General features: G+C 61.0%; 11 protein-coding genes. 5 read left to right on the top strand and 6 right to left on the bottom strand.

The features are described 5' to 3' along the window. Positions 1 to 4: 4 nt before the first annotated feature. The 3 genes from U5A08_RS10905 to U5A08_RS10895 all read left to right on the top strand — a co-directional run bounded on the left by U5A08_RS10905 (position 5) and on the right by U5A08_RS10895 (position 3,474). Positions 5 to 853, top strand: coding sequence for a VOC family protein (locus tag U5A08_RS10905; protein ID WP_321851484.1), 849 nt, complete (start codon positions 5 to 7; stop codon positions 851 to 853). Between the two features lie 72 nt (positions 854 to 925). Further along, the gene (locus tag U5A08_RS10900; RefSeq protein WP_321851482.1) at positions 926 to 2,404 is read left to right on the top strand and encodes an aldehyde dehydrogenase family protein; all 1,479 of its coding nucleotides are present in this window, start codon (positions 926 to 928) and stop codon (positions 2,402 to 2,404) included. 71 nt (positions 2,405 to 2,475) lie between these two features. Then, positions 2,476 to 3,474 carry a helix-turn-helix domain-containing protein gene (locus U5A08_RS10895; RefSeq protein ID WP_321851480.1) on the top strand — a complete coding sequence of 333 codons (999 nt, stop codon included), beginning with the start codon at positions 2,476 to 2,478 and terminating at the stop codon, positions 3,472 to 3,474. Between the two features lie 94 nt (positions 3,475 to 3,568). Here the strand turns inward: U5A08_RS10895 and U5A08_RS10890 are convergent, their stop codons facing one another. From U5A08_RS10890 to U5A08_RS10875, 4 genes are all read right to left on the bottom strand, one after another. Continuing rightward, positions 3,569 to 4,270 (bottom strand): MlaA family lipoprotein, encoded by a 702-nt coding sequence (locus U5A08_RS10890; RefSeq protein WP_253394764.1) that lies wholly within the window; start codon positions 4,268 to 4,270, stop codon positions 3,569 to 3,571. 86 nt (positions 4,271 to 4,356) lie between these two features. Next, positions 4,357 to 5,751 carry an efflux transporter outer membrane subunit gene (locus U5A08_RS10885; RefSeq protein ID WP_253394763.1) on the bottom strand — a complete coding sequence of 465 codons (1,395 nt, stop codon included), beginning with the start codon at positions 5,749 to 5,751 and terminating at the stop codon, positions 4,357 to 4,359. Beyond that, positions 5,748 to 8,882, bottom strand: a complete 3,135-nt coding sequence (locus U5A08_RS10880; RefSeq protein ID WP_321851478.1) for an efflux RND transporter permease subunit — start codon at positions 8,880 to 8,882, stop codon at positions 5,748 to 5,750. Before U5A08_RS10880 ends, U5A08_RS10885 begins: the two co-directional genes overlap by 4 nt. A gap of 2 nt (positions 8,883 to 8,884) precedes the next feature. Next, on the bottom strand, positions 8,885 to 10,069 hold the full coding sequence (locus tag U5A08_RS10875) for an efflux RND transporter periplasmic adaptor subunit (RefSeq protein ID WP_321851477.1): 1,185 nt from the start codon (positions 10,067 to 10,069) through the stop codon (positions 8,885 to 8,887). Between the two features lie 144 nt (positions 10,070 to 10,213). On the opposite strand from U5A08_RS10875, the gene baeS reads away from it, so the two are divergent. Continuing rightward, positions 10,214 to 11,599 carry a sensor histidine kinase efflux regulator BaeS gene (baeS, locus tag U5A08_RS10870; protein WP_321851476.1) on the top strand — a complete coding sequence of 462 codons (1,386 nt, stop codon included), beginning with the start codon at positions 10,214 to 10,216 and terminating at the stop codon, positions 11,597 to 11,599. Positions 11,600 to 11,602: 3 nt separating this feature from the next. Beyond that, complete coding sequence (locus U5A08_RS10865; protein ID WP_253394756.1) at positions 11,603 to 12,286, top strand: response regulator; 684 nt, start codon at positions 11,603 to 11,605, stop codon at positions 12,284 to 12,286. Positions 12,287 to 12,372: 86 nt separating this feature from the next. Here U5A08_RS10865 and U5A08_RS10860 read toward each other — a convergent pair whose 3' ends face one another. Further along, entirely contained in the window at positions 12,373 to 13,134 is a 762-nt protein-coding gene (locus tag U5A08_RS10860; RefSeq protein WP_253394754.1) for an SDR family NAD(P)-dependent oxidoreductase, read from the bottom strand. A gap of 193 nt (positions 13,135 to 13,327) precedes the next feature. Next, positions 13,328 to 14,338, bottom strand: a complete 1,011-nt coding sequence (adhP, locus tag U5A08_RS10855) for an alcohol dehydrogenase AdhP (protein WP_253394752.1) — start codon at positions 14,336 to 14,338, stop codon at positions 13,328 to 13,330. Positions 14,339 to 14,429: the final 91 nt, after the last annotated feature.

Below are 14,429 nucleotides of genomic sequence, written 5' to 3'. Positions count from 1 at the left end.
GTTTATGCAAACCTTGCAGACTTCCACCCCCGCCCGCCTGTGCTACCTGCACCTGGCGAGCAAAGATCCACAGCAGCAAGTCGACTTCTATCGGCGCCTGCTGGACATGAACGGCCTGGCGCAGGCTGACGGCAGTTGGCTGCTCCAGGGGCCTCAACGGGCCATGCTGATCTCGCCCGCCGACCATAGCGGCCTGCTCGCGGCGGCGTATGACCTGGGCAGCCAAGCGCACTTGAGCGCACTGCGCACGCGCCTGCTCGGCAACGGTTGTAACGTCGAAGCGCTCGACTCGCCGCTGCTGGAAACGGGTGCCTTTCAAATCCGTGACCCCCAGGGTCGACAAACCCTATTTGGCGTGTCTCGCGGCGCGTCCACGCTCGACCGCAACGGCATGCCGGGCCGCCTGCAGCACGTGGTGTTCCAGACCACGGAGCTGGAAGCGATGATCGACTTCTACGTCAACACCGTGGGCTTCACCGTCTCGGACAATGTCGTCGACGAGCAAAGCGGCCAGCTCACCACCTGCTTCCTGCGTTCGGACGATGAACACCATTCCCTGGCGTTCTTCCGCGGGTCGAAAAACGAGTGGGATCACCACTGTTACGAAACCAACGAATGGAACGACATTCGCGACTGGGGCGACCGCTTCGCCAAGGAACGCATCACCTTGTTCTTCGGCCCGGGACGCCATGGCCCAGGCAACAACCTGTTCTTCATGGTGGTCGATGCCGACCGCAACCGCCTGGAGTTCTCGGCCGAGCTGGAGATCACCGAGGCCACGCGCCCGCCTGGCGTCTGGCCGCAGGAGGAATACACCCTCAACGCCTGGGGACGCGCCTGGATCCGAAGCTGAATACGCACAACCTAAAGGGTCTGCCCTCACCCACCCTCAATCGACGCGGCTACCTGCCTCTAAGGTAAGACTATGACAACTCCAATACTCGCGGCCTACGCCATCAACGGCGATCAATACATCAACGGCACCTGGCGTGCAGGTCGTTCTGCACGACGCCTGGACGACCGTAACCCCTTCAACGGCGAAACCTTGCTGGAAATGCCCCTGGCCTCGGTGGCCGACCTGGATGACGCCTACCAGGCTGCCCAGCGCGCGCAAACCGACTGGGCAGCGCTGCACCCGACCCAGCGCAGTGCGCAGCTGGAAAAACTCGCCCAGGTCATCCAGAACCGCAGCGAAGAAATCATCGACTGGCTGATCCGCGAGTCCGGCAGCACCCGCATCAAGGCGGGCATGGAATGGCAGTTCACCCTCAACCTGGTTCGCGAATGCGCAACGCTGCCGATGCAGGTTGAAGGCCGGATCCTGACCAGCTACAAGCCTGGCGAACAGAGCTTCGTATTTCGCGAGCCGCTGGGGGTGGTCGGTGTAATCAGCCCGTGGAACTTCCCGCTGTACCTGAGCATGCGCTCGGCGGTGCCGGCCCTTGCGCTGGGCAATACCGTGGTGCTCAAGCCCGCCAGTGATACGGCGGTTACCGGCGGCCTGTTGATTGCCCATCTGTTCGAAGAGGCCGGGTTCCCGGCGGGGTCGCTGAACGTGGTGGTCGGCGCGGGTTCGGAGATTGGCGATGCGTTCGTCGAGCACCCGATACCGAGCCTGATCTCCTTCACCGGCTCCACCGATGTGGGACGCAATGTCGGGCGCATCGCCACCGGCGGCAAGCACATCAAGCGCGTGGCCCTGGAGCTGGGCGGTAACGCGCCGCTGGTGGTGCTGGAGGATGCGGACATCGAGATAGCGGCGCATGCCGCAGTCGTCGGACGCTTCCTGCATCAGGGCCAGATCTGCATGAGCGTCAACCGGGTCATTGTCGACCGCTCGCTGTATGCCGACTTCGCGGCCCTGGTGGTGGAGCGTGTACGCAAGCTCAAAACCGGTGACCCGGCCAAGGCCGACACGGTGATCGGGCCGGTGGTCAACCAGAGTCAGCTCGATGGTCTGCTGGGGAAGATCGCCGCCGCCGAGCGCGCCGGTCTCAAGCAGTTGTGTGGCGGCCAGGCTCGCGGGCTGGTGCTGCCGGCCCATGTCTTCGGCGAAGTGAGCCCTGACCAGGCCTTGGCCCGCGATGAAACCTTCGGGCCGTTGCTGCCGCTGCTGATCGCCGACAACCAGGCCCATGCCCTGGCGTTGGCCAATGCCAGCGAGTACGGTTTGTCCAGTGCCGTGTTTACCCGCGATATGGCGCGCGGCCTGAGTTTTGCCCGTGGCATCGTGGCGGGCATGACCCATATCAACGACATCACCGTCGATGATCAGCCCAACGCACCGTTTGGCGGCGAAAAGAATTCCGGTCTTGGGCGCTTCAACGGTCACTATGCACTGGATGAGTTTACCCGGGCCCATTGGGTCACCTGGCAAGCCGGGAGCCATAATTACCCTTTCTGATCGTCTGTCCGGAAGGGGCAAGGCTCACACCTTGCCCCTTCAGCCCAAAACAAAAAACAAAAGGCGAAACAATGAATAATCTAGCCTGCGTGTCCACTGATCAGGTCGTTCGCTCTGATCGGCTGATGAAGTGGAAGGAGTTCATGAGCGATCACCTGGGTCGCACGCCCGAGTATATAAAGCGCCTGGAGTCCACCAACATCGACCCGTTGCACAACGGCAACTTCCAGGGTCGCCTGGAATACGGTGACTTGGGCCAGTTGCGTTTCTGCCGCATGACCGCCAGTGCCCATCGCTATTCACGCCACCTGAGCAAGGCGCTCGATGTCGTCGACACGCCGCGTATGTTGATACTGCAAGTCGCCGGCGTCAGTCACTTCGAGCAAGGCCAGCAAAACAGCAGCGTCGCGCCGGACGAAATGCTCCTGGTCGACTGCGGCAAACCCTTCAGCGTCACCAGTACCCAGGGCTGCGAGCACTTTATCCTGTTATTCCAGGGCACCGCCGGGCAACTGACGCAGACCGACAACATGCACTTGAACGGCCGTAACGGGCTGGGGCGCATGTTGATGCACTTGATCAGCGACGCTTACCACCAATATCCCTTGCTCAACAGCCAGTCGGCCGGGCTGATCGGCGACAGTATCGCGGGGCTGCTGAACAATGCGCTGAAGAACAAGCAAGATGAAAAGCAACTCGACCACGACTTCCGCTTCTTCAAACAGAATCGCCTCAAGGCGTATATCGAGCGTCACCTGGCTGACCGCGACTTGAGCATAGAACGCATCGCCAATGCCGAGCAGTGCTCGGTGCGCAGTTTGCATCGGGCATTTCAGGACGAACTGGGGTGCAGTGTCAGCGAATACATCTGGCAGCGGCGCTTGTCCCGTTGCGCCGAGGACCTGCGCAACCACGACCAGGCCCATCGCTCACTCACCGAGATCGCCTATGCGTGGGGCTATGGCAGCAGTTCTCACTTCAGCCGGCATTTCAAATCGACATTCGGCATGTCGCCCCGGCTGTTTCGTGAAACCGCCAGCGACGCCCGCGTGAAACCCAGTGCGGCATGACGCCAGTTGCCGTCCATCGAAGCCCAGGCTTTGATGGACGGCGCAGTTGGATCTGTCAGCGCGTATCTTGCTCTCAAGGTGCAAAACGCACCGATCAAAAGTCGTCCTTTACGTGTCCATCGTTAATCTTGAACTCTCGGTGTTGTAGATAAACACTTCGAATGAAGTTGTATTTATCCCCGCTGATGAGCTTTTCAGATTTTATATATTGAGCGCGTCCGTCGATCATGCCCACGGCGTACAGGCTATTACGCGTAGGCACGTCGCCGATATAACGAACCGGGTTGGCGTAGATATCGGGAAAGATCGCCGGCGCATCGCGAAGCGTGCTTGGCCCCAAGAGCGGCAGTACAAGATAAGGACCACTGCCTACCCCCCAGTAACCGAGGGTTTGACCGAAGTCTTCGTCATTGCGCTGCAGCCCCATGGGCGTCGCGACATCGATCAATCCCGCCAGGCCAAGGGTGCTGTTGAGTAACAAGCGACTGGTATCAACCCCGGCGCTATGGAACTTGGCTTGAAGTACATTGTTCGCCAGGTTCTTGACCTCCCCCAGATTGTTGAAAAAATTATGAATGCCGTCTTGCGCAATGCGCGGGGTGACAAATTGATAACCCTGGGCAAGTGGTTTCAGTGCGTAGGTATCCAGCGTGTCATTGAATGAAAAGATGGGGCGGTTAATGCGTTCCCAGGGGTCCTTGTCGGAGTCCGCCCGGGAAAGGGGTGAAAGCGTGATGAAACAGGCGCAGGTCAGTACCTGAACGCAACGGCTTAAATTGGAACGATAGGCACGCATGTTTATTTCCCATTGAATGAAGTTAGCCGATTTGACGCACGCAAGCCGTTCCATCGCTGCGCTTCTGTATGCAACGGGCAGAGCCATTAATTCCAACCGCCCCCCAACACTTTGTACAACGTGATGCGGTTGCTCTGCTCGGTCAGACGCAGGGTGATCAGGTCCTGTTGGGCGCTGTAGAGCGAGCGTTGCGCATCCAAGGCTTCCAGGTAGCTTTGCGACCCGCCCCGATACAAGGCGTCCGAGAGTTCGAAACTTTTGCGACTGGCGTCGGTCAGCGCCTGTTGCGCGGCGATCCGGCGATCCAGGGTGCTGCGCACGGCCAGCGCGTCGGCCACTTCGCGGAACGCGGTCTGCAGGGTTTGCTGATAAGTCTGTATCTGGATGTCGCGCTCGACTTTGGCCGAATCCAGGGTCGCGCGGTTACTCCCGCCGTCGAAAATCGGCACGCTGATGCTCGGGGCAAAGGTCCAGGCACCGCTGCCGGATTTGAACAGGCCGGCCAATGCCGAGCTGGACGAGCCGGCGTTGGCGGTCAGGCTGATGCTGGGGTAAAACTTCGCACGGGCCGCGCCGATGTCGATATTCGCCGACTTGAGCGTGTGTTCCGCCGACAGCACATCCGGGCGTTGTTGCAAGAGGCTCGACGGCAGGCCCGCCGGTATGTCCACCAGCACCGCCGCCGACTCCAAGTGCGTGCCCGGCAAGAGTGCCTCGGGAAGGTCACTGCCGACCAACAGGCGCAAGGCATTGCGGTCCTGCAGAATCTGGCTCTCGTAGGACGCCACATCGCCGCGCGCCGACTCGACCGTGGTCTGGGCTTGCGCCACCGACAGCGCGGAGGAGCCGCCCAGGGCATAGCTGTTTTGGGTCAGGTCGTAGGTGGCCAACTGGCTGGTCAGGGTTTCCTGGGCCAGCAGCAGCCGTTCGTTGTCGGCGGCCAGGGTCAGCCAGGCGGTGGCCACTTCGGCCACCAGGCTGATTTGCGTACTGCGGCGGGTTTCCGTCAGCGCCAGGTAGTCTTCCAGCGCCTCATCCCGAAGGTTGCGTACCCGACCAAACACGTCCAGTTCATAACTGCTCAGCCCCAATTGCGCGCTGTAATCGTGGGTGGTGGCCGCCGTGCCAGTGTTGGACAACGACCCGGGTGTACGGCTGTGGGTGCCGCTGACGCTCGCATCGATGGTGGGAAACAGGTCCGCGCGCTTGATGCGGTACTGCGCCTGGGCCTTTTCGACATTCAGGCTGGCCAGGCGTAAATCGCGGTTATTGGCCAGCGCCAACGCCTGCAACTGCGCCAGGCGGCTGTCGGTAAAGAACTGCTGCCATTTGACATCGGCACCCACCTGCCCTTTCGGCAGGCTGGCCGCCGGCAGCCATTGCCCGGAGACGGGCGCTTCAGGCCGCTCATACTGGGGCGCCAGGTTGACGCAGCCACCCAGGACCATGGCGGCCAGCAAAGGCCAGTGTGACTTGATCATGCATCACCTGTCGGAGCAGATTGATTAGCGCTGCGCTCGCGGCCGAAACGGCGGCGGATCAGCACAAAAAACAGCGGTACAAAGAAGATCCCCAGCACCGTGGCGCTGAACATACCGCCCAGCACGCCCGTACCGATGGCCTGGCGCCCGGCGGAGCCTGCGCCGGTACTCAAGGCCAGCGGCAACACGCCGAACATGAAGGCCAGCGACGTCATCAGAATCGGCCGCAGGCGTTGGCGCACCGCGATCAGCGTCGCGTCGATCAGGCTGTTGCCCTGCTCTTGCAGGTGCTTGGCGAACTCCACGATCAGGATCGCGTTTTTCGCGGCCAGACCCACGGTGGTCAACAGCCCCACCTGGAAATACACGTCGTTGCTCAACCCGGCGACGCGGGTCGCCAGCACCGCACCGATCACCCCCAGGGGCACCACCAGAATCACCGAAAACGGCACCGACCAACTCTCGTAGAGCGCAGCCAGGCACAGGAACACAAACAATACGGAAAGTGCATAGAGCAGCGGGGCCTGGGACCCGGACAGGCGCAATTGATAGGACTGCCCGGTCCACTCGTAGCCGATGCCCTGGGGCAATTGCCGGACGATGGCTTCCACCGCGTCCATGGCGTCGCCGGAGCTCACGCCTGGCGCGGGATCACCGACGATTTCCAGGGAGGCGTTGCCGTTGTAGCGTTCCAGCAAGGGTGAGCCGTAACTCCAGGTGCTGCTGGCAAACGATGAGAACGGCACCATTTCATTGCTGCTGTTGCGCACGAACCAATGATCAAGGTCCGCAGCCTGCATGCGCGCGGATGCCTGGCCCTGCACATAGACTTTTTTCACCCGGCCCTGGTTGAGAAAGTCATTCACATAAGTACCGCCCAACGCCGTCGACAAGGTGGTGTTGATATCGCTGGTACTCAGGCTCAGGGCGCCGGCCTTGCGGTCGTCAATGCTGACCTTGAGCTGCGGCGCATCGTCCAGGCCGTTGCTGCGAACCCCCAGCAGGCGCGGATCTTTTCTGGCCAGCTCAAGAAACTGTTCGCGGGCCGCCACCAGCGCATCATGGCCCAGGCCTGCGAGGTCCTTGAGTTGCAGGTCGAACCCCGAGCTCTGGCCCAGACCGCGCACGGTCGGAGGTTGCATGACGAAAGCGTCGGCATCGCCGATGCTGGAGAGCGCCATGGTCGCCCGTTGGGCAATCGCCGCCGCACCCTGACCAGGCCCACCGCGTTCGTCCCAGTCCTTGAGGCGGATAAACGCCCGTGCGGTGTTCTGGCTGTTACCGCCCATGCCCAGCCCGCTGATGCTGATCATCGCTTCGACTTCGGGCTGTTTGAGGATGTAGTCTTCGAACTGCTTGATCACGTCCTGGGTACGGCTGTCCGTCGCGCCGACCGGTAACTGGATCTGCGCCAGGAGGATCCCTTGGTCTTCGTCCGGCAGAAACGACGTGGGCAGGCTCGTGTAGCCCACCGCCATGACCACCAGCACCCCGCCATAGAGCAACAGGCTGCGCCCCCAGCGCCGCAACACCACACCCACCCAACGCTCGTAACCGGCGCTGGCACGCTCAAAGGTACGGTTGAACCAGCCGAAGAACCCGTGCTGGGCACCATGCCCCTGGCCGTCGCGCGCTTTGAGCAACGAGGCGCAGAGTGCGGGTGTCAGGGTCATCGCCACCAACACCGACAAGACCATGGCCGAGACAATGGTCACCGAAAACTGCCGATAGATAATCCCGGTGGAACCGCCGAAAAACGCCATGGGGATAAACACCGCGCTCAGCACCATCGTGATGCCGACCAATGCGCTGGTGATTTCACGCATCGATTGACGCGTGGCCGCCACGGGCGATAGTCCGCCGCCCATCAGTCGCTCAACGTTTTCGACCACCACGATGGCGTCGTCCACCAGCAAGCCGATCGCCAGGACCATGGCAAACATCGTCAAGGTATTGATCGAATAGCCAAACATCGCCAACACGCCGAACGTGCCCAGCAGCACCACCGGCACGGTAATCGCCGGGATCAGCGTCGCGCGCAGGTTTTGCAGGAACAGGAACATGATCAACACCACCAGCACGATGGCCTCGCCCAAGGCCTTGACCACTTCCTCGATGGACAGGCTGACAAACGGCGTGGTGTCGTAGGCAATCACATTTTTAAGCTGCATTTCTGTCGGGTAGAACGGCTCCATTTCTTTGAGCTTGGCCTTGACCGCCTTGCCGACGTTCAGCGCATTCGCGCCTGCCGCCAACTGCACCCCCATGGCAGCGGCGGGCTTGCCGTTGAGGGCGGTGCTGATGTCGTAGCTTTCACTGCCCAACTCCAAGGTTGCGACATCGCCCAGCAACACCACGGCACCCTCGCTGTTGGACTTGACCACCACATTGCGAAACTCTTCGACGGTCTGCAGTTTGCTGCGGGCGCTGATCGTCGCGTTCAACTGCTGCCCCTTGATCGCCGGCAAGCCACCGAGCTGCCCGGCGGAGACTTCGGTGTTCTGCGCCTCCAGGGCACTGCTGACGTCCGAAGGCATCAGCGCGTATTTTTCCAACAGGGCCGGGTCCAGCCAGATACGCATGGCGTAGCCTGATCCCAACGTTTGCACATCACCGACGCCGTCTATGCGGCTGATGGAGTCGAGCAAGGTGGTGGAAATGTAGTCGCCGATCTGAGTCCCGGTAACGCTGGGGTCATCCGATGCCAGGGCGACGATCATCAGGAAGTCCGAGCCGCCCTTGGTCACGGTCAGGCCTTCGCTTTGTACCGATTGCGGCAGCCTCGACTCGGCTTGTTGCAGCTTGTTCTGCACCTGCATCTGGGCCACATCCGGGTCGGTGCCGGCGGTAAAGGTCAAGCTGATGCTGGCGCTGCCCGCCGAGCTGCTGGTGGCCGACATGTAGGTCAGGTTATCCAGGCCTTTCATCTGCTGCTCGATGACCTGGGTCACCGAGTCTTCCACGGTCTTGGCCGAGGCCCCGGTGTAGGTCGCGGAAATCTTCACCGTGGGCGGCGCGATGTCCGGGTATTGCTCCAGCGGCAACTGGCTGATGGACAGGCTGCCACCGAGCATGATCACGATGGCGATGACCCAGGCGAAAATCGGTCGATCAATAAAAAAGTGCGCCACGCTTAACCCTCCTTCGCAGGGGTGGACGGCGTGGCCGCCTGAGCATTGGCGTCCTGCACCTGGACGGCGGCGCCGGCACGGACTTTTTGTCCACCTTCGACGACCAACTGATCACCGGCCTTCAGGCCCGCCGTGATCCACCACTGATTACCCACCGCGCGATCGACGGTCAGCTCACGTTGTTCAATCTTGCCATCGACCACCAGCAACGCCGTGGTCACACCGCTGGCGCTGCGGTTCACGGCTTTTTGCGGGATCAGAATGGCCTGGTCATCGCGCGCCTGTTCCAGCACCGCGCGTACATACATGCCCGGCAGCAGCAGGTGGTCCGGGTTGGCGAATTCGGCACGCAGGGTGACGGTGCCCGTGCCTTCGTTGACACTCACCCCGCTGACCTTGAGCCGCCCAGTCTGGTTGTAGGTGGTGCCGTCATCCAGCTTCAGGCTGATCCGCGCCTCGCCGTTGCCATTGGACTGCAACACGCCGCTGGCCAGGTCACGCTTGAGCCGCAGCAGTTCGGTGGTCGATTGGGTCACGTCCACATAGATCGGATCGAGTTGCTGCACGGTGGTCAATGCGCTGTCCTGATTGGCGACGACCAGCGCGCCTGGGGTCACCGTGGACGTTTCAATGCGCCCGCTGACCGGCGAGGTGATGCGCGTGTAAGCCAGGTTGATCCGTGCGGTTTGGACTTCCGCCTCGGCGACTTGCACGTCGGCGGCGGCCGTCAGCAAGGTCGCCTGAGCGTCTTCGTTGGTTTGCTGACTGATGGCATTGATCTTCACCAGTTCGGCGTCGCGCTTGGCGGTGGTCTGCGCCGATTTAAGCGTGGCGCGGTACTTGACCAGGCTCGCCTCGGATTGCGCCAGCGCGGCGGTATAGGACGCCGCATCCAATTGGTACAGCGCTTGCCCGACCTTGACATCCGCGCCCTCGACGAACAACCGCCGCTGGACGATACCGCCGACTTGCGGACGAATCTGCGCCACCATGAAGGCCTGGGTGCGTCCCGCCAACTCGGTGATCAGCACTTGGCTCTGAGGTTTTACGCTGATCACCGAAACTTTGGGGGTGATCGCTTGAGGTGCCGGCTCGCCACCGGAGCAACCGCCCAGCAGGACCAGAATGAACAAAGACAGGCAAACCGCGGCGGTTACCAGGTATTTGGCGATGATTTTCGTCGACATAACGGCCTCTACAAGACGGGATTGCTTGAGTCAGCGCTATCGTGCAAGGCAAATGTGCAGGAAAATTGAAGATTGCCCGGCCGGGTTGAATCTTTTCTTCGCCAGGGCCTAAATGGTCCGATCCATTCTTAACGGCCCTCCTTCATGAAGCTGAGTATCTCCACCAAGCTGTTTATTGCGGTACTGGCCGGTGTGTTGCTGGTCATCCTGAGCATGGGTGTGGCGACGAGCTGGAGTTTTGGGCGGGGCTTTCTCGGTTATCTCAATGAGCAGGCGCTGGAGCGCATGGCCCCCGTGCTGCCGCGCCTGGCCAGTGCCTACGCGCGTGAAGGCAGCTGGGAGTTCCTGCGCAACCGGTCGGATCGCTGGTTCGACATTATGCGGCCCGAGGTCGGCGAAGATCCGGCGAAGAATGATTTGCGTGCGCCCATGGCGTCGGACCTGACAGGCGCGCTGTTTCGCATCGCCCTGCTGGATGAACACAAAAAACGCGTGAACGGCTACCCGGATATCGGCGACGACGCCCTGTTACGCCCGATTGTGGTGGCCGAGGAAACCGTTGGCTGGCTGGCCGTGACCCCGTTCCAGAGCGTGACCGAAGCCGGCGGCGAACGGTTCCAGCAATACCAGTTACGCACCAGCCTGGTCATGGGCGCCTTTTCGCTGGTGCTGGCGATGCTGATTGCCTGGTGGATCGCCCGCACGCTGTTGGAGCCGGTCAAACGGGTGGCCGCGGCGACCCACCGCCTGGCCAGCGGCGACTACAGTGGCCGGGTGGCGGTGGCCTCCAATGATGAAGTGGGCCAATTGGCCCGTGACTTCAACCAACTCGCCTACACCCTGGAGCGCAATGAACAGATGCGCCGCGAATTCATGGCTGATGTCTCCCACGAGTTGCGCACCCCGCTGTCGGTGTTGCGCGGCGAGCTGGAGGCCATCGAGGATGGTGTACGCAGCCTGAACCCAGGCTCGATGAAGTCGTTGCAAGGTGAGGTCAGCATGCTCAGCAAGCTGGTGGATGACCTGTATGAACTGTCCCTGGCGGATGTGGGGGCGCTGACCTACCGCAAGAGCGCGTGCGCACTCGATCAACTGCTGCAAGCCAGCGTGTCGATGTTCCAGGAGCGCCTGAACGACCGGCACCTGCGCGTCGAACTGGAACTGCCGCCCCAGCCTATGGAACTGTTGGCCGATGCCAATCGCCTGCAGCAACTGTTTTCCAACCTGCTGGAAAACACCGTGCGCTACACCGACCCGAACGGGCTCATACGCATCCGCGCCGTCGTCGATCGCACCCACGTGTGCATCGACTTCATCGACTCCGGCCCCGGGGTTTCGACCGAGCAGTTGCCGCGCCTGTTCGAGCGCTTCTATCGCGGCGAATCATCGCGCAACCGTGCCAGTGGCGGAGCCGGTCTGGGCCTGGCGATTTGTCACAACATCGCCCTCGCCCACGGCGGCAGCCTCAGCGCCGCTCACTCTCCCCTCGGTGGCCTTTGGCTGACCCTGCGCTTGCCACGGAATATCTGAACCATGAGCGACAAAAGCCCGATCCTGATTGTCGAAGATGAACCGAAGCTGGCCGCCTTGATGCAGGATTATCTGGTCGCGGCAGGCTACTCGACCCAATGCCTGGACAACGGCTTGCAGGTAGTGCCGACAGTGCGTGCGCAAACACCGCGCCTGATCTTGCTCGACCTGATGCTGCCCGGGCGTGACGGCATGCAAGTCTGCCAGGACCTGCGCAGTTTCAGCGCCGTGCCAATCATCATGATCACCGCCCGCGTCGAAGAGGTGGACCGCCTGCTGGGCCTGGACCTGGGCGCCGACGACTACATCTGCAAGCCTTTCAGCCCCCGGGAGGTGGTGGCCCGGGTCAAGGCCATCCTGCGCCGCGGCCCCCAACTACTGGTCAACGCCCCGCCGCGACTGCTGATCGACGAAGCGCAATATCGCGCCTCGATAGACGGCATCGCCCTGGACCTCACCCCGCTGGAGCTGCGACTGCTCAGCACCTTTGCACGTTCCGCCGGGCGGGTTTTTTCCCGTGACCAACTGCTCGACAAGATCTACTCCGACCACCGCGTGGTCACCGACCGCACGGTGGACAGCCATATCCGAAACTTGCGGCGCAAGCTGGAGCAGGCGTGCCCAGGGGAAACGCCCATCGAATCGTTGTATGGGGTCGGTTATCGGTTTCAGCTTTCCGAGGCCTGATATCTCGGAATAATACGCATCGGCACCGTCAACGAGGCGCAAGCGGAACGCCTGCAACCCTCTCCAGATACCGGAGCACGCTAAACCTAGGTCAGATTCAACCCGCCGTCGGAGAGGAGTATCTCGCCGGTTAAGTAGTCCGACTCGACCAGCATTACAACAGCTTTTGCGATGTCGTCTGGGCTAGCGGCCCTGCGCATGGGTGCGCGAGTTCGCCACAACTCTTGGGCCTCTGTCCACTCTGCGGTCAGAGGCGTGTCGACCAAGCCAGGCGCCACAGCGTTTACGCGAATGTCTGGCCCAAGCGATACCGCGAGCAAGCGGGTCATGTGATTAAGCGCAGCTTTGCTTACCGCATAGGGAATCGATGCGCCCTTAGGACGGATACCGGCATGCGAACTGATGTTTACGACGCAACCTGCTCGACGGTAACGGGCGGCATCGCGCAACGCCGACTCGGCCAATGCGACGAGGTGGAACGGCGCCACGACATTAATCTCGTTAAGTTCGTGCCACACCGTCGAGTTGGCCGAGGCAAGGTCGCCGTGCGGAATGACTCTGCTAATACCGGCGTTATTGACCAATACGTCGAGCTGCCCCCACGCGGCGATCGCCTCGTTAATAAGCCTGACCCTGTCAGCTTCGAAAGCAAGATCAGCTTGCACGTAAATAGCCTGCTTCATCTCGGCAACCATAGCGCGTCCCGTATCCGCAGAGTTTCGCGAATGGAGCACCACTGCATAGCCTGCCCGGCTTAGTGCACGTGCAATGGCTGCGCCGATACCGGAAGTGGACCCTGTAACCAACGCGACGCGTAATACGTTATCGATTGTCGGATTGGGTTTCATAGGGATATCTCGAATGGGTTGCTAGAAAACCATCAGCACGAGGTCGGCAGCCTCGCGTTTGAATTCAGCCGTAAAGGAGCGGCATTGTTTAGTCATCTGACACCTCCATCTGGCGAGCATTCTCGCCTAAATGGGTGTCCGGCTTCATAAGACCACTACATTGGCAGCCGCCTAAGCGGCTGCCAATGGCCCGTTAATGACTCAAATCAATCACCATGCGGCCTTTGATTTTCCCCTCCTGCATTTCATCGAAAATCTGATTGATATCTTCGATCGGACGCATTGTTACCTTCGGCACCACCTTGCCTTGCGCGGCAAACTCGAAGGCTTCAACGAGGTCTTGTCGAGTGCCGACCAGCGAGCCAACCACCTCGATCCCGTCAAGCACCAACCGAGGAATATTGAGGCTCATGGCTTCAGGCGGAAGGCCGACTGCGACCAGGCGTCCACCGGCACGCAGGGCATCCACCGCAGAGTTGAACGCGACTTTGGCGACGGCCGTCACGACAGCCGCGTGAGCTCCGCCGACCTTCTCCTGGATAACTTTTGCGGCATCCTCGTTGCGAGAGTTGATGACCAGATCGGCGCCCATTTCCCTGGCGAACTGCAGTTGATCATCGTTGATGTCCACGGCAATAACCCGGGCGTTGAAGACATTTTTTGCATACTGCAACGCCAGATTCCCCAGGCCGCCCAGCCCGTAGATCGCAATCCATTGCCCCGGGCGAATATTGGAAACCTTGACGGCTTTATACGTCGTGACGCCAGCACAGGTCACGCTGCTCGCCGCCGCAGAATCAAGCCCATCAGGCACTTTCACTGAGTAGTCGGCGACGACAATGCACTCTTCGGCCATTGCGCCATCCACGGTATAACCGGAGTTTTTGACGTCGCGGCAGAGTGTCTCGTTGCCGCTGTTGCAGTATTCACAGTGCCCGCAGCCCTGGAAGAACCACGCTACGCTGGCACGATCACCGGGCTTCAGCGAGGTGACACCGGGTCCTACCGCCTGCACGATACCGATGCCTTCATGGCCAAGGATCACCCCGGTTTTATCACCGAAATCACCGTTCTTGACGTGCAGGTCAGTATGGCAGACCCCGCAGCACTGCATTTTGAGGAGAGCCTCACCATGTTTCAGAGGCCGTAATGTTTTTTCGGTCACGTTCACGCGTTGCCCTTGGGCAACAACAGCAGCTTTCATACTTATCTCCTTGTATCCGTGAGTGAGCTTGCGTTGCAGTAGGTCCAACAAGTGACAAAGGATGACAGCAGCCAATCGCCATAAGCGTCAT

Origin of the sequence: Pseudomonas paraveronii, from assembly GCF_963681955.1 — a bacterium.
Lineage (GTDB): Bacteria > Pseudomonadota > Gammaproteobacteria > Pseudomonadales > Pseudomonadaceae > Aquipseudomonas > Aquipseudomonas paraveronii.
The sequence above is the reverse complement of the archived record's forward strand: the minus strand, read 5'-3'. Positions and strand labels throughout refer to the sequence as shown.

Bases quoted from the DNA above. Each gene is read 5' to 3' on its own strand.
- U5A08_RS10905 (WP_321851484.1), top strand. From the start codon at position 5: ATGCAAACCTTGCAGACTTCCACCCCCGCCCGCCTGTGCTACCTGCAC.
- U5A08_RS10900 (WP_321851482.1), top strand. From the start codon at position 926: ATGACAACTCCAATACTCGCGGCCTACGCCATCAACGGCGATCAATAC.
- U5A08_RS10895 (WP_321851480.1), top strand. From the start codon at position 2,476: ATGAATAATCTAGCCTGCGTGTCCACTGATCAGGTCGTTCGCTCTGAT.
- U5A08_RS10890 (WP_253394764.1), bottom strand. From the start codon at position 4,270: ATGCGTGCCTATCGTTCCAATTTAAGCCGTTGCGTTCAGGTACTGACC.
- U5A08_RS10885 (WP_253394763.1), bottom strand. From the start codon at position 5,751: ATGATCAAGTCACACTGGCCTTTGCTGGCCGCCATGGTCCTGGGTGGC.
- U5A08_RS10875 (WP_321851477.1), bottom strand. From the start codon at position 10,069: ATGTCGACGAAAATCATCGCCAAATACCTGGTAACCGCCGCGGTTTGC.
- baeS (WP_321851476.1), top strand. From the start codon at position 10,214: ATGAAGCTGAGTATCTCCACCAAGCTGTTTATTGCGGTACTGGCCGGT.
- U5A08_RS10865 (WP_253394756.1), top strand. From the start codon at position 11,603: ATGAGCGACAAAAGCCCGATCCTGATTGTCGAAGATGAACCGAAGCTG.
- U5A08_RS10860 (WP_253394754.1), bottom strand. From the start codon at position 13,134: ATGAAACCCAATCCGACAATCGATAACGTATTACGCGTCGCGTTGGTT.
- adhP (WP_253394752.1), bottom strand. From the start codon at position 14,338: ATGAAAGCTGCTGTTGTTGCCCAAGGGCAACGCGTGAACGTGACCGAA.